The 15,900-nt window shown below is 63.0% G+C and carries 10 protein-coding genes; all 10 read left to right on the plus strand.

Annotation, left to right across the window (positions count from 1 at the left end; genetic code table 11):
- Positions 1–270 (plus strand): helix-turn-helix transcriptional regulator (locus tag ASC93_RS32310; RefSeq protein WP_229412812.1); only part of this gene is annotated, 270 nt, incomplete at its 5' end.
- 439 nt (positions 271–709) lie between these two features.
- Complete coding sequence (locus ASC93_RS20480; RefSeq protein WP_056446678.1) at positions 710–1,945, plus strand: hypothetical protein; 1,236 nt, start codon at positions 710–712, stop codon at positions 1,943–1,945.
- Positions 1,946–2,059: 114 nt separating this feature from the next.
- Positions 2,060–5,179 carry a TonB-dependent receptor gene (locus ASC93_RS20485; protein ID WP_056446681.1) on the plus strand — a complete coding sequence of 1,040 codons (3,120 nt, stop codon included), beginning with the start codon at positions 2,060–2,062 and terminating at the stop codon, positions 5,177–5,179.
- A 262-nt stretch (positions 5,180–5,441) separates the two neighbouring features.
- Positions 5,442–6,947, plus strand: coding sequence for a tryptophan halogenase family protein (locus tag ASC93_RS20490; RefSeq protein ID WP_056446683.1), 1,506 nt, complete (start codon positions 5,442–5,444; stop codon positions 6,945–6,947).
- On the plus strand, positions 6,944–8,422 hold the full coding sequence (locus ASC93_RS20495; protein ID WP_056446686.1) for a tryptophan halogenase family protein: 1,479 nt from the start codon (positions 6,944–6,946) through the stop codon (positions 8,420–8,422). The genes ASC93_RS20490 and ASC93_RS20495 overlap by 4 nt, the downstream gene beginning before the upstream one ends.
- Positions 8,423–8,514: 92 nt before the next feature.
- Positions 8,515–10,173: an alpha-L-fucosidase gene (locus ASC93_RS20500; RefSeq protein WP_056446689.1), complete on the plus strand. Its 1,659-nt coding sequence runs from the start codon at positions 8,515–8,517 to the stop codon at positions 10,171–10,173.
- Between the two features lie 10 nt (positions 10,174–10,183).
- Entirely contained in the window at positions 10,184–12,112 is a 1,929-nt protein-coding gene (locus ASC93_RS20505) for a sialate O-acetylesterase (RefSeq protein ID WP_082548205.1), read from the plus strand.
- Positions 12,113–12,305: 193 nt separating this feature from the next.
- Positions 12,306–13,082, plus strand: a complete 777-nt coding sequence (locus tag ASC93_RS31000; protein WP_157202041.1) for a hypothetical protein — start codon at positions 12,306–12,308, stop codon at positions 13,080–13,082.
- 307 nt (positions 13,083–13,389) lie between these two features.
- Positions 13,390–14,697, plus strand: a complete 1,308-nt coding sequence (locus ASC93_RS20515) for an ATP-binding protein (protein ID WP_056446695.1) — start codon at positions 13,390–13,392, stop codon at positions 14,695–14,697.
- Positions 14,690–15,697 (plus strand): hypothetical protein, encoded by a 1,008-nt coding sequence (locus tag ASC93_RS31005; RefSeq protein WP_157202042.1) that lies wholly within the window; start codon positions 14,690–14,692, stop codon positions 15,695–15,697. Before ASC93_RS20515 ends, ASC93_RS31005 begins: the two co-directional genes overlap by 8 nt.
- Positions 15,698–15,900: the final 203 nt, after the last annotated feature.

The raw sequence follows: 15,900 nt of genomic DNA on the forward strand, positions 1-15,900 counted from the left end.
AAACATGTCGGCGTGTCGCGCTCGTCGCTCGAAGCCGCCTTTCGCCAGGAGCTGGGATGCAGCGTGCATGACGTGATCCTGAGCTTCAGGCTCAATGCCGCCAAGGCCGGCCTGGAAATCAGCAATTGCAGCATCGAGGACGTGGCGGTGGACAGCGGCCTGACGTCCATCCAGCACATGCATCGCGTGTTCAAACGCGAACTTGGCTGCACGCCGCGCGCCTACCGCGACCGCGTGCTCAGCGAGCGTGGACAGGAGTCGCCAGCGTAGAACCTAACGCGGTTTCACCTCCAATACAGCGCCATCGAAGCAGCTGATTGACCGTTATCGATAATAAAAGCAGGGAGACAGGACGTGCACCTCAAGCTCGTTCAATGCGGCAGCAAGCTGCCCGCAGACCTTTCCAACGTCCGCCTCGCGCACAGCCAGGCCTGGCCGGCCGGATCCGGCCGGCGCGACGCAGGCCGGCCCCCGCGGCCTCCCCGCGCAGCGCGCGTGTTTCCAATCCTGGCACGCTGCTTGTCCTGTGTTTTTGAAAACGTTTACATAACGACAGCGAGGCGACGCCAGTCCATACATCCTTGACCGGGACCATCGTCCATGCCGCCTAGCGGGGCAGGGACCATCTTTCCTTGTCATCGGCGTCGCCGGTGGCGAGCATTTTTAGAAAACGCAATAGAGAGGAAACATTAAAATGAGGAGACATACCATGGGATTCCAGCTTTCGGCCATCGGCCTTGCCTGCGCCACGCTGCTGGTCGGCTGCGGCGGCGGCGGCGCGGCCACGGGCGGCAAATCCCAGTCCATCGAATTTGCTTTCCCGGGCTCGCACTATCTGATGACGCCGGCCGCACCGCTGGTGGCGACCGCGTCGTCCGGGCTGCCGATCACCTTCACGTCGAGCACGCCGGCCACCTGCACCATGGATGGCGACAAGCTGGTAACGGTCAAGGCGGGCGAATGCTCGATCACGGCCAGCCAGGCCGGCGACAGCACCTACATGGCGGCCTCGCAGCAGCAGTTGTTCAATGTGCTCAAGCATACGCAGTTTGTCGACTTTCCCTCGCCCGGCTTCCAGTCGATCACCAAGACCCCGGATCCGCTCGTGGCAACTTCCGAGTCGGGCCTGCCGGTGACCTTCGCCTCGACCACGCCCGACGTGTGCACCGCCAGCGGCACCACGCTCACCCTGGTCTCCAAGGGTACCTGCTCGATCACCGCCGCGCAGGCGGGCAACGACACCTACGATGCCGGGTCTGCCAAGGCCGTCTTCATCGTTGGCGATGACAAACCGCCGGTGCTCACCATCATGAACGGCGTCGAGGCGGTCGACCGCACCGTCGACGGCGATCCGATCAACCGCTGGGCCGGCAGTAGCGTTGACGGCTGGGGTTGCGGCGACCCGAACTGGTGCAGCACGACGTTCAACGCCGCCGACAGCAGCTTCACCTACAAGTACGTGATCCAGACCAAGGACCCCAAGCATCCGTGGGACGGCAGCGATATCGGTGCCTACTTCGGCTTCGACGTGGTTCCCCACGGCGTGAAGGACGGCACCAGCGACGGCCTGCGCGTGAGCAATCAGACCACGATCAAGATCACGCTGGGCCAGAACGACGAGTGGGTCCAGACCGGCAACAATGACCTGTATCTGATCTTCGTGCTGGGCCACGTCAACAATAACTGCAACGTCGCCCCGCACGTGCTGCTCAAGCCCAAGGGCGGCGCGGTCGCCACGTATGAAGTTCAACTGAGCGACATCAAGGGCTACGACAACTCGTGCGGCTTGTCGAACCTGAATGAGGCCGACGAGATGAAAAAGTATCCGATCGTCGATTTCAAGGTGTACGGGCCGCGCTCGAACACCTCGGTGGCGGGCGCTTCACCGACCACGCCGGGCTATCCGACCGCGCTCACCGTCAAAGGCCCGATCACCATCCAGTAAGCCGGGGCGCCGGGAAGCGCTCGCGTTTCCCGGCCACCAGGCCAGATATTGCTTCCATGCCGCAGCAGCGCGCGGCTGGGCATTCGAGATTCGATCCAGAAAAGAGATAATGACATGAAGAGACCATTCAAAAAAACCGCGCTGTCCATCGCCGTGGCACAGGCCGCACTCATTTGCGGGGGCGCCGCGTTCGCACAAACCGCACCGGCGACCGAGGGCGGCGCCGTGAGCACCAACAGCGACGGCACCGTAACCGTCGTGGTGACCGGCCAGCGCGCGGCGCTGCAGTCGGCCGCCAAGCTCAAGCAGAACGCCGAAGAGATCATCGACGGCGTCGTCGCCGAGGAAGCCGGCAAGCTGCCGGACAAGTCGATCACCGAGGTGCTGCAGCGCGTGGTCGGCGTGACCATGGACCGCAACAGCCGCGGCGACCCGGAGCACTTCTCGGTCGAAGGGTCGGGCATCTCGGTGCGCGGCCTGACCTGGGGCTCGTCCACGCTCAACGGGCGCGAGTCATTCTCGGCCGGCTGGCCGGGACGCGAGCTGAGCTGGGGTGACGTGCCGCCGGAGCTGATGTCGGCCGTGATCGTGCACAAGAACCCGCCGGCCGAACTGGTCGAAGGCGGCGTCAGCGGCCAGGTCGACCTGCGCACCGCGCTGCCATTCGATTACAAGGTCGACAAGTTCGCCATCTCGACCAATGCCAATTACAACGCACTGGGCAAGAAATCCTCGCCGGGCGTGTCGGCCCTGGCCTCGAAACGCTGGGAAAACGATTTCGGCCAATGGGGCATGCTGCTGGACCTGTCGGCCAACCGCAGCAACGAGCACAACGACTCGATCCAGATCGACCCCTACTATCCGCGCACCAACGTCGTCGATGGCAAGACCGTCTGGGCGCCCAAGTCGGGCTCGTATCGCACCAACACCTCCCGCTACGACCGCGTCGGCGAGTATGCCGCGCTGCAGTGGAAGAAGAATGGGGTGGAGTCCTCGTTTACCGTGTTCAACTCGGCCTACACCAACAACAGCCAGGAACACGCCCTCTACACCGGCGTCGAGAACACCTACAAGACCAAGCTGAACAATGCCGTGTTCGACGCCAATGGCGTGCTGCAGTCGGCCAGGTACACCTATCCGGGCGGCCAGGGTGCGAACAATTTCGTCGAGGGCGGCCTGGAATTCAATTCGAACTCCACCGACTCGCTGGTCCACTCGACGACCCGCGAACTCGCCTGGAACACCAAGTGGACCGTCAACCGACGCCTGTCGTTCCAGAACGACTTGCAGTGGGTGCACGCCAAGGCCGACAGCACCTACCGCAACATGACCCTGTCGACCTTCGTGCCGAGCATGAACATCAGCGTGAGGGGCAGCGATCCGGCCGAAATCACCTTCGACGACGCGGCGACCCAGTTCCTGGCCGATCGGGGCCATTACTACCCGAACGCCTTTGTGCCGCAAATGGGCAAGGAAGACGGCGACCTGTACGCCTGGAAGGTCGACGGGCGCTTGAGGTTGGACCATCCGGTGCTGCGCGACCTGCGTTTCGGCGTGCGCGTGACCGACCGCAAGGCCACCCACGTCAAGGCCAGCGGCTCGGACTGGTACACCACGTCCCGGCCATGGGAGGTCGCCACGACCCAACGGCCGGGCACCCTGCCGACCTCGGCCGACACCGGGGGCTGGCAGCCGCGCGCCAGCTACGGCTACCTGAGCGATCCGCGCTACGGCGACCTGCTGCCGACCACGCTGTTCAAATACAACAACTTCTTCAACGGCAAGGTTCCGGCGCCGGCGGCGCTGGTGCAACCGACCACGGCGGCGATCCTGGGCTATCCCGATTCCTACGCGGTGGCGAAGAAGGTCGTCCAGTACCAGTGCGAGGACGGCGCCCAGCATTTCGGCACCACGGTGGACTGCTCGACGCAGGGCAACGACTGGACGCCGCTCTCCTACGACGGCGACCCGAGCAAGACCTTCAGCAACCGCGAGAAGACCCAGGCCGCCTATCTGTCGAGCCGCTTCGGCTGGGATGAGGTGCGCTTCCCGGTCGAGGGTAGCGTCGGCGTGCGCGTGGTGCACACCTCGACGACGGCGCATGGCTACACCGTGTTCAAGCCGACCTACGACACCCTCACGCCGCCGGCCATGCCGCGCTTCGGCAAGATCGACACCCCGCTCGACGGCAAGAACAGCTTCGTCGACGTGCTGCCGAGCCTGAACCTGAAGGCGGAACTGAGCGACAAGCTGCAGGCGCGCTTCGCCTTTGCCAAGTCGATGTACCGGCCCGGCTTTGGCGACCTGAGCGAGTACGTCACGCTCAGCCAGAACTACAACCAGGCCGTCGGCACCACGCCGGCGAGCGTCACCTATCAGGGCAGTGACACCGGCAACGTCAAGCTCAAGCCGACCCGCGCCTACAGCTATGACGTGTCGCTCGAGTGGTATCCGGGCAGCGGCAGCTCGCTGACGGCCGACGTGTTCTACAAGAAGGTGAGCGACATCATCTTGAATTCGGCCGTCAGCCACAGCTACGCCGACCTGGCCGGCAACTTGCAAAGCTTCATGATCCAGCAGAAGGACAACGCCTCGGACGGTTCCGTGGCCGGTCTGGAGCTGGCAGGGCAGACTTACTTCAACAACGTGCCCGGTTTGCAGGACGTGTTGCCGGAGTGGGCCAAGGGCTTCGGCATCTCGGCCAACTACACCTACATCAAGAGCAAGCAGGAGCTGCACCATCCGTTCGACCAGAAGTACTGCCCGGCGGCCGACTCGTTTAACGACGCCTCGCTCAACCTGTTCGGCTGCGACAGCAACGGTCTGCCGTTCACCACGATGCCGCTGCAGTACCTGTCGCGCAACGCCTACAACGTGGCCCTCATGTACGACAAGGGACCGTTTTCGGCGCGCCTGGCCTACAGCTGGCGCAGCCGCTTCCTGCAGGGCGTGAACGTGAACGGCACCTCGGGCAAGGACGCCACCAGTGCCGATCCGGCGCACCCGGGCGCCACCAACGTGGCCTTCGGCTTGCCGACCTGGCAGGAAGCGACCGGTCAGCTGGACTTCGGCATGGACTACCGCTACAACGAGCATCTGTCGGGTAGCGTCTCGATGACCAACCTCACCGACGCGACGGTTCGCCAGACCCAGCAGCAAGGGATCGGCATGATGGGCCGCGCCTGGTTCGAGTACGGCCGCGGCTACCGCGCCTCGCTGCGCTACCAGTTCTAAGCAGTGGCGGGGCGGCCCCGGGGCAGGGGTCGCCCCGCCGGCGGCGCGCAGGCCGGGCCACCTCGATGGGGGGCGCGGTGGCTTGAAAGGGGCAGCTTTGGCTGTTCCTTTTTATGCTGCGCTGGCGTTGATGGAAACACCAATCGGCAGTGATCGCCCGGCGTTGCGCTACGTTAGCCACGGGCAGAGGCGGTCCCGCCTGCGGGGCCATTGACCAAGTCCTTGCCGGCCTCGGCAAGGCATACATTAGAAAGTGACAACGATGAACGATAATCACATCCGTAAAGTCGTCATCGTCGGCGGCGGCACCGCCGGCTGGATGACGGCCGCGCCGCTGGCGCTCAAGCTGGGCGGGCGCTGCGAGATCGTGCTGGTCGAGTCGCCCGAGATCGGCACGGTCGGCGTGGGCGAAGCGACGCTGCCGACCATCCGCTACTTCAATCACGCCCTGGGCATCGATGATGCCGATTTCGTCAGGAAGACGCAGGCGACCTTCAAGCTCGGCATCGAGTTCAAGGATTGGGGTCATGTCGGCAACCGTTTCTTCCACGGTTTCGGCGACTTCGGCCCGCCGATCGAGCATCGCCCGGCCTATATGTACTGGCTGCGCCTGTCGCGCACCTTCAAGGATATGCCCTCGTACGAGCAATGGTCGATGGCTACGGCAATGGCGCGCAACAACCGCTTTGCCCCGCCGCACGACGAGATGCCCTCCGTGAGCGACGCCTATTCCTTCGCCTACCATTTCGATGCCGGCCTGTATGCCGCCTATTTGCGCGACTACGCGATGGGCCGCGGCGTGACGCGCGTCGAAGGCATGATCGACGGCGTCGAACAGCACCCCGAGACCGGCTTCATCACCGCCCTCAAGCTGCGCGACGGGCTGCGTGTCGAAGGCGACCTGTTTGTCGATTGTTCCGGCTTTCGCGGCCTGTTGATCGAAGGCGTATTCAAGGCCGGCTACGATGACTGGAGCGACATGCTGCCTTGTAACAGCGCGCAGGCCGTGCCCTGTGCCAAGGCCGAGCAGCTCACGCCCTACACGATTTCGACCGCCCAGAGCGCCGGCTGGACCTGGCGTATCCCGCTGCAGCACCGCACCGGCAACGGCCATGTCTACTGCGACGCCTTCACCAGCGACGAGGAAGCCGGGCGCGTGCTGATGGCCGGCCTGGATGGCGAAGCGCAGGGCGCGCCGCGCCAGCTGCGCTTTACCACCGGACGGCGGCGCAAGTCCTGGATCAAGAACTGCGTGGCCATCGGTTTGTCGAGCGGCTTTCTCGAGCCGCTCGAATCGACCAGCATCAACATCATCGAAGTGGCGGTCGGCTGGCTGGTCGAGTTTTTTCCCCAACGCGATTGCCGTCCCGAGCTGGCCGCCGAGTTCAACCGCATGATCACGGAACGCTACCAGTTTGTGCGCGACTTCATCGTCCTGCACTACAAGGTCACGCAGCGCTCGGATTCGGAATTCTGGCGCTACTGCGCCAACATGCCGATTCCCGATACGCTCAAGCACCAAATCGAGCTGTTCCGCGAAACCGGGCATGTGGCCATCTACGATCCGCAGGGGTTTTCCGCGTCCTCGTATTTCTCGATCCTGATGGGGCTGGGGGTGGTGCCGAAGGCCGACGATCCGCTGATCGACGCCCTGCAGTTCGACCAGCTGCTGGGGCATTTCGCCACCCGCCGCGAGTTCATCAACAAGATGGTCAACGCGATGCCCGATCACGGCCTCTACATTTCCCGGCACTGCAAGGCACCATGACACTCTCGTTCAAACGCATCGTGGTGGTGGGCGGCGGCACGGCCGGATGGATGGCGGCCGCCGCGCTCGCCACCGCCCTGAAGGGCAGTAGTGTCGAACTGGTCGAATCGGACGAGATCGGCATTGTCGGGGTAGGGGAGGCAACCTTTCCCTCGATCCGCAATTTCCACCGCCTGCTCGGTATCGACGAGGCCGAGTTTCTGCGCGCCACCAAGGGCAGCTACAAGCTGGGTATCGAGTTCCGCGACTGGCGCGCCGTCGGCGAAAGCTACTTCCACACCTTTGGCGATTTCGGCGAGCTGAGCGGCCCGAACGCGGTGTGGGGCCAGTATCACCGGCTGGGCGAGGCCAGCCTTGGCGCCCTGGGCGAGCAGTGCCTGTCCAGCGTGATGGCCAGCAAGGGCCGCTTCATGGTGCCGCGCGTAGAACACCGCTTCGATTACGCCTACCATTTCGATGCCGTGCTGTACGCCGCCTTCCTGCGCAAGCTGGCCGAGCAACGCGGCGTGCGGCGCACCGAAGGGCGCATCGTCGACGTGGCGCGGCGCGCCGACGGTGCCATCGACCGGCTCCTGCTTGCCGATGGGCGCGTGGTGGCCGGCGACCTGTATATCGATTGCTCCGGCTTCGCTTCGCTGCTGCTGGGGCGCGCACTGGAAGAGCCGTTTGTCGACTTCAGCCACTGGCTGCCGGTGGACCGGGCCTGGGCCGTTCCAAGCGAGCGGATCGGCACTGAACTGACGCCCTGCACGCGCGCCACCGCGCTGGAAGCGGGCTGGGCGTGGCGGATTCCGCTGCAAGACCGCATCGGCAACGGCCATGTGTTCGCGAGCCGCTACCTGGACGAGGAAAGCGCGCGCGCGCAATTGCTGCAGCAGCTGGACGGCCCTGCGCTGGCCGAACCGCGCTTGCTGCGCTTTCAGACCGGCCATCGCGCGCGTGCCTGGGTGCACAACGTGGTCGCGCTGGGCTTGTCGGGGGGCTTCCTGGAGCCGCTCGAGTCGACCAGCATCTTCCTGATCCAGCGCGGCTTGGGCAAGCTGATCGATTTGTTGCTGTCGGGCGCGCCGCTTAGCGAGCCGGTGGTGGCCGACTATAACGGCTTGAACGCCCGCCAGTTCGCGCGCGTGCGCGATTTCATCATCCTGCACTACTGCCTGAGCGCGCGCCGCGACAGCGCCCTGTGGCGCGCCATGACGACCATGGAGCTGCCCGACACCCTGGCCTTCAAGATCCACGCCTGGCGCAAGGCGGGCGCGCTGCAGCAGTACGACCTGGAGGGCTTCGATGCGACCAGCTGGCTGGCGATCCATGCCGGGATGGGGCACTGGCCCGAGCACACCGATCCCTCGCTGGGCGACATGACGCGCGCCGAGGCCCTGGCGGGGCTGCAATGGCGCCGCGAACGCATCATCGAAGCCGTGGCGGCCATGCCCACGCATGGCGCTTTCCTGCGCGGCATGCTGGGACGCTGAGTGCCCTGCTGTGCGCTCCTCGACGGCCGGCGCGAGGCGCCGCCAGCGGTTTGAGAAGTAATTCAGAAACGACGACACACACTGGAGTGATTTTGAAACGACGACAATTACTGAAGCATTTGGGTGCGGCGATTCCCGCCGTCGCCCTGTCGCCCTATGCGCGCGCCGCCGACGCGCTGACGCCCACTGGCACGGGCACGATCGCGGCCGGCCCGTTCGCGCCGACCTGGGATTCGCTGTCGACTTACCAGACGCCGGACTGGTTCCGCAACGCCAAGTTCGGCATCTGGGCGCACTGGGGACCGCAGTGCGAAGCGGAACATGGCGACTGGTATGCGCGCGGCTTGTACGAGGAAGGCAGCGACCACTACCGCTACCATGTGCAGAAGTACGGGCACCCGTCCAAGGTCGGCTTCAAGGATGTGATCCACCAGTGGAAGGCGGAGCGCTGGGATCCGGACGCGCTGCTGGCCCTTTACAAGAAGGCCGGGGCAAAATATTTCATGGCGCTGGCCAACCACCATGACAATCTCGACCTGTACAACAGCCGCCACCAGCCGGAATGGAATTCCACCAGGGTCGGTCCGGGCAAGGACTTGATCGCTGGCTGGAAGCGCGCCGCGCGCGCCAACGGCATGCGCTTCGGTGTGAGCGTGCATGCGGCGCACGCCTGGACCTGGTACGAGACGGCGCAGGGCGCCGACAAGAGCGGCCCCTACGCCGGCATCCCCTACGATGGCAAGCTGACCGCGGCCGACGGCAAGGGGACCTGGTGGGAAGGTCTCGATCCACAAGCGCTGTATGCGCAAAACCATCCCCTGAGCAAGAGCGGCGGCGATGGCGGCGTGTGGCAGGAGCAGTGGCACTGGGGCGGCGGCGCCGCCATTCCGGACAAGGCCTATTGCGACAAATTCTTCAACCGCACGCGCGACCTGATCGACAACTATGATCCGGACATGGTGTATTTCGACGACACCGTGCTGCCCTTGTTCCCGTTCAGCGACGTCGGCATGCGCCTGACGGCGCACATGTACAACCGCAGCATCGCCAGGAAGGGCAGGAACGAGGCGGTGGTCAACGGCAAGATCCTCAACGAACAGCAGCGCCAAAGCATGGTGTGGGACATCGAGCGCGGCCAGAGTCACCAGATCGAGCCCTTGCCATGGCAAACCTGCACCTGCATCGGCAACTGGCACTACGACCGGTCGCTGTACGAGCGCAAGGCCTACAAGAGCGCGCAGACGGTGGTGCATACGCTGATCGACGTGGTGAGCAAGAACGGCAACCTGCTGCTGAGCGTGCCGGTGCGAGGCAATGGCAGCATCGACGAACAGGAGCGCGCCATTGTCGAGGAAATCGGACGCTGGATGGCGGTCAACGGCGAGGCCATCTACGACACCCGGCCCTGGGCCGTGTACGGGGAAGGGCCGGTGGCGCAGGAGGCGGCCACGCCGATGTCGGGCGCAGGCTTCAACGAGGGCAAGGGCAAGCCGTTTTCCCCGGCCGACGTGCGCTTCACTGCCAAGGGCAGGACGGTGTTCGCCTTCGTCATGGGCTGGCCGGCATCGGGCAAGGTGTCGATCGAGGCCATGGGCAGTGCCAGTGCGCACATGTCGAGCCGCATCCGGCGGGTCGAGCTGCTCGGCGCCAAGGGTGCGCTGGCGTTCGAACAAACCGCACAGGGCTTGCAGGTCACACTGCCGGCCAATATACCCGCTCTGGCTTATGCCAACGCCTTGAAAATTTCTTGAGGAGAAAGACTTGAACATCGCAGCCTTCGTGCTTGCCGCATCGCTGGCAACACCCGTGCTGGCGCAGCCGGCGGCACCGGCATTTGCCGGCATCTTCGGCGACCATGCCGTGCTGCAGCGCGGCGAAGCTTTGACCTTGTGGGGCACGGCGCCCCCCGGACTTGGCGTGACGGTGCGCCTTGGCGGCAAGACCGCCGAGGCCAAGGCCGATGCGCAGGGCCGATGGCGGGCGAGCATGCCGGCCATGTCGGCCGGCGGACCGTACACGCTGTCCGCCAGCGGCGCCGGCGGTACCGCGACGCTCATGGACATCATGATCGGCGACGTCTTCCTGTGCGGCGGCCAGTCGAACATGGAGTTTCCGTTGCGCCTGTCGACGGGCGCGTGGCCGGCATTTCCCGCCAATCCGGACCTGCGCTTCGTCAATATTCAACGCATCAGCGAACTTGCCGTCCAGCAGGACTTGAAGCGGCCGGCGGTATGGAACGTGGTGACGCCCAAGACCGTCGGCGAGGCCTCGGCGGCGTGCTACTACATGGCGCGTACACTGCAGCAGAAGCAGAAGGTGGCGGTCGGCTTCATTGGGTCGGACTGGGGTGGTACCACGATCCAGGGCTGGATCGGCGAGGAATCGCTGAAGACCCTGCCGGCCTACGCCGAGCGGGTCGAGGCGCTGGCGGTGATGGCGTCCAATCCGTCCAAGGGGATGGCCGACGAAGCACGCCGCCTCGAGCGATGGTGGGACGCGCATGACCCGCAGGCCAAGGCGCAGCGTGCCTGGAGCTTGCCGGGATTCGACGACGCGGCATGGCCGAGCTTGTCGCCGAAGGGATCGTGGAAGGATGCCGGCGTCGCCGCGTTGGCGGGCTTCGACGGCGCCGCCTGGTTCCGCACCAGCGTGACGCTGAGCGAGGCGCAGGCGCGCGCGGCCAACGCCCTCCAGCTCGGTCCCATCGATACCTACGACAGCACCTGGGTCAACGGCGTGCGCGTGGGCGGCGGCACTATTGCGTGGATATCGCGCGACTATGCCGTTCCCGCGGGCGTTTTCAAACCGGGCCGCAACGTGATCGCCGTCCATGTTCTTGGGGGCGGCGGGCTGACCGGGCTGCCGGAACAGCGCGGCATCAAGACCGGCGACGGGCAGTTCATTGCCCTGTCCGCGCCGTGGAAATACCAGCTGGGCATGCGCGCCAAGGGCCTGACTATCCCGGCCGCGCCGTGGGAAGTGCCGATCAGCCTGTCCACGCTCCACAACGCGATGATCGCGCCGCTGGCCGGCTACAAGTTCAAACTGGCGGCCTGGTACCAGGGCGAGGCCAACACGGACGCCGCAAGTGAATACGAGACCTTGCTGCCGCTGCTGATCGCCGATTGGCGCAAGACCTTGGGCCAGCCGGAATTGCCCTTCCTCGTCGTCCAGTTATCCTCGTTCGGTTCGATCGCGACCAAGCCCGGGCCATCGAACTGGGCGCAGTTGCGCGAAGCCCAGGCCAGGACGGTGCGCAACGACCCGCATGCCGCGCTGATCGTGACGATCGACGTGGGCGACCGCACCGACATTCATCCCGCGCAGAAAGCCGTGGTCGGCGAGCGCCTGGCCCGCGCGGCGCGCGCGCTGGCCTACGGTGAAGCGATCACGCCTGGCGGCCCGGAAGCGGTCGGCGTGAAGCGGGAAGGGGAGGACCTGGTGGTCACCTTCAAGAACACCGGCGGGGGCTTGCGCACCTATAGTTCTAACCATGCGATCGGATTCGAAGCCTGTGCCGGCGCCGTGTGCCAGTTCGTGCTGGCGGTGGCGCAAGGCGACACGGTGACGCTGAAAGGCGCCAACCAGCCAGGCACCACGCGTGTGCGCTATGCCTGGGCCGATGCGCCGTATGTGAATCTGTACAGCGCCGACGACTTGCCTGCTGCGCCGTTCGAGATGGCGCTGTAAGCAGGCAGACGCCGGCCTATTGCATCACTCATTGAGCTTTCCCCTTGGGCTGTCGGCCATGTACTGCCTGCTCCAACCCGCCCTTGCGGAAACGGTCAAGGTGGACGATGTCCGATCCTTGCAGGCGGCCTTGGACAAAGCCCGGGTGAACAAGCGCATTACCCGCAACGAGCTGGCAGCGGGCACGTAGGCCTTGCGCGCGCCCATTGTCGTCGATGAGAGGCTGTCCGGCACGGCAGCGACACCGTTCGTACTGGCGGGCGCCACAGGCGCGCGTCCGTTGCCGACCGGTGCCGAACACCTGGCCAGCCTACACTGGGAGGCCTGGAACGGCGGCATCTGGCGTGCCACACTCGAGGACAAGGACTTCCAGCGCCTGTGGCTTGGCCCGTCGATGCTGGTCCGTGCGCGCTATCCCAACAGCGACCCCGCCAAGCTGGTCCTGGGCGCCCTGGCCAGTGGCGCCACGTCGAAGGAGCGCGTGGCGACCTGGCGCGATCCGGCTGGCGCCGTGCTGCATGGCCCTGCACGGCGGACGCTGGGGGGTGTCCATGTGCATCGAAGGCCGGCGCGCGCCTGTGCAGAACATCCGGATCGAGAACCTGGCGTTCGAGGACACCGACGCGACCGCTACTGGCATCCAGATCGCGCGGAAATGGATAGGCGACTGGCAGTGGAGCCTTCCCTGGCCACGCTGGACGCGATCGAACCAATTGTGATGCGGCGCAACCGCTTCGAGTGCGACCACGGCTGGGATGTTGATCTGGACGACGGCGCCTCGAATTACGTCATCGAAGAGAACCTCAAGTTGTCGGGCGCCCTCAAGCTGCGTGAAGGCGTGCACCGGGTCGTTCGCAACAATATCCTCGTGAACGGGAGCTTCCATCCGCATGTATGGTCACGGACGCGCACTCCGTTGCCGGCGCCCTTCGTGCATCCGGTCCGCGAAGTTGCATTCTTGGTACTTTAGGCATGTGTTGCGATCCTTGTAAGAGAGAAACTCAATATGAACGTAGCGCTAGCCGTTGCGTTTGAAAGATCGGTCGCTTTGTTGCACGGAAAATTCGCCGGACGCAACACCTGTTGAAAGTTAATTCTAAATTTCTAACATGGCTGTTGCGGACGAAACCGATCAGGTGCTTGAGCTCCAAAGCAACAAAGCATTGCGGGAAGGCAACAATGCAATGTGCCAGAAAGATTATTCCGAGTAAAATTCGTGCTCGCCCCCGCACGCCCAACCTTCAGGGCTCTCATCGTTGATCAGCTGGATAACTAAAGTGAAAGTCCAACAAATCGCCATACAGCAGCGCAAAATTATTCGAAATGCCCACATCGAACTGCGTACCGACAGGCAGCACCCAGCACTCGATCATGTCTATGGCAAGCTTTCCATTACTATGGTGGCTGGGCGTAATGGCTCAGGTAAGTCATCGCTACTGTCCTTTATCCCTCAGATATTCCACAACTTGGAGCGGAGCCCGGAGGACATTAAGGGGGAATTTTCGTTTCGCTATGTGATATCTCAGCCGCAGGGCGTAGAACTGCGATGTGAGCTGTACCAGACCTTCGATGGTACTGTTCGGTTAGCCGTTGGCGGCGTGTTCGACAAGAAGGTGGTTCGCGATAAGCTCGGTCGACGCGCAAAGGACGACGATGCGATCGCCTACGCCGACATCAAGGAATTTTTGCCGTCGAACGTAATCGTGTCAGGCTTCTCGATGAGCGGAGAATATCCCGCTGAACGGCTTGCAAATTTCAAGGGTGACCGGAGGCTGAGCGTCTTTGACATGAGCCAGCTCTACGGCCGAAATCACTACGGTTTTCCACCTTTCTCCCCAGGCATTGCCCGCCTGCTGACACTTTGGTTAGACCATGCCCCTGCCGTCCGGATGCTCGAAGTCATACTTGGTGCAAGCATCACAGGAATGGTAGTGGCGAGGGACAGGAACGTGCGGTCAGAGGACGAGGAATGGGTAGAGTTTTCCCCTACTCTCATTGAACGTGAAGCCCGCGGAGACATATGGTTGAACGACCTGGAATTGCGCTGTCGCGACGGGCGTATGATCACTTTGAGTATGATGAGTTCGGGTCAAAAGTTCTTGCTCGCGAGAATTCTTTCCATTCTCGGTGCGATCCGAGAACACTCTATCATCATCCTGGAAGAGCCCGAAATGCACTTGGATCCTAGCTGGGCACGCCAGGTCATCAGCCTCCTAGTGAGCTTTTTCAAAGATTACGCAGCGCACCTCTTTATTGCCACACACTCGTTCTCACTGCTGAATTCGGTGCCGGCACCATGGATCCTATTGGCAAATGCTGGTCGATTTACTAGCCTATCTGATGACGCGCGAACCTTGCTCGCCAATGAATCTGCGTTGGCGTATCAGCTCTACGAGCCATGGCCGCATTTGGTCGAACTCGAAATTCGCCAATGCTTGGAGAATGCATCGGTCAAGGAATTGCGGGAGTTACTTAGTATGCTGGGAGAATCCGCGCTGCGTTACGATGTTTTCCTTAAGCTGAGGGAGCAAAACGTTGATTTCGAGGAGGAAGGCGGAAACGAGGAGGGCGGCGAGAATGCGTAAAGTCATTAATCCCACGAACAAAGCCTTGTTGAAGACGCTGGGAGAGGAATTCATCGCACCCTTGCTGGAGGTGCTGGCTCATGCAAGGACACAGGGATGTCGGGTACAGACCCCACAGGCCTTAAAAGTTGTGTCAGCAACCCGCCAGAAGGTGCTTGTAGCGGCGTTTGCGATCTCGCTCGGGAAGTCAAACAGGAAGACCTTCGGCGCCCGCTGCAACGCTGCGATCAAGGCAGCCGATATCGCGGATCTGGCAAAGCTCTCAGGCGAATACGCAGCACAAGTCGCGGACCTGCGCGCCGGACGAAATCCACAGGTTACGGTTGTCGTCCCCAAATCCATTGTCGCACTATGCAAGGATATCATCTACGGCAAGTTGTTTGATCATAAAGACATCTGGACAGCGCTTGGCCTGCCCCCCCTTACACGCACGCAATTTCACGAGAACTTCAGGCAGGACAATGGCTATCCGAGCACCTGTCCTTACTGCGATCTGGATACGATGAATTCCGAAGGATCCAGCGTGGTTGAACACTTATTTCCCAAGTCAAAATTTCCTTTGCTCTCCGTGGATGGCTATAATTTGTTCAGTTCTTGCTGGGCCTGCAACGGCCCCGCCGGGAAAGGGAATCATACAGTCGCGCAGCTGGCTTCACCATATGACCACGAGGTCGGCATGCTTGTCGATTTCAAGCACGATGCCGCGCAGATGAAACTGGAAATCGTTGCGCAATCAGGGCGGCCCGATGTTGATGGCTATCTCCAATTACTGCAACTGCAGATCCGCTACGCGCGCCCAGGGGTCTGGAACCAATTCAATAGCCGCCGCGAAGCCATAGTAGAGTCTTTGCAGCAAAGGAAATTTGCAAGTCTCAACGAACTGGACGCCTATGTAGTGAAACAGCAGAAAGGCGCGGTGTTGACCTATGCGGTAGCACATTGGGCGCGTGCGGCGCTGCGGCCAGCACACGTCAAGCGCCCCCGTAAAGGCAAACCCTGAAATAAGAATCCGCCAGCCGGCCGCGTTATGCATCATTTAGCAGCGTGCTTTACGATCTTCGATTCTCTCGATCAGCTTGTGAGTGGCGTCTCTGCACTAATCCTTGCCGCGAACAACTAGGCCTCCCGGGCAAACTGCTAGTACGAGCGCCCTTGCAAAACGGAACTGAATCGCCCCGGATTTGATGGAGGCTCCAACTCTTG

It is taken from the genome of Massilia sp. Root335 (assembly GCF_001425685.1).
GTDB lineage: Bacteria > Pseudomonadota > Gammaproteobacteria > Burkholderiales > Burkholderiaceae_D > Telluria > Telluria luteola.

What these genes read in the sequence shown, in the direction of transcription:
- ASC93_RS20480 (WP_056446678.1), top strand. Translation starts at nt 710, where the DNA reads ATGGGATTCCAGCTTTCGGCCATCGGCCTTGCCTGCGCCACGCTGCTG.
- ASC93_RS20485 (WP_056446681.1), top strand. Translation starts at nt 2,060, where the DNA reads ATGAAGAGACCATTCAAAAAAACCGCGCTGTCCATCGCCGTGGCACAG.
- ASC93_RS20490 (WP_056446683.1), top strand. Translation starts at nt 5,442, where the DNA reads ATGAACGATAATCACATCCGTAAAGTCGTCATCGTCGGCGGCGGCACC.
- ASC93_RS20495 (WP_056446686.1), top strand. Translation starts at nt 6,944, where the DNA reads ATGACACTCTCGTTCAAACGCATCGTGGTGGTGGGCGGCGGCACGGCC.
- ASC93_RS31005 (WP_157202042.1), top strand. Translation starts at nt 14,690, where the DNA reads ATGCGTAAAGTCATTAATCCCACGAACAAAGCCTTGTTGAAGACGCTG.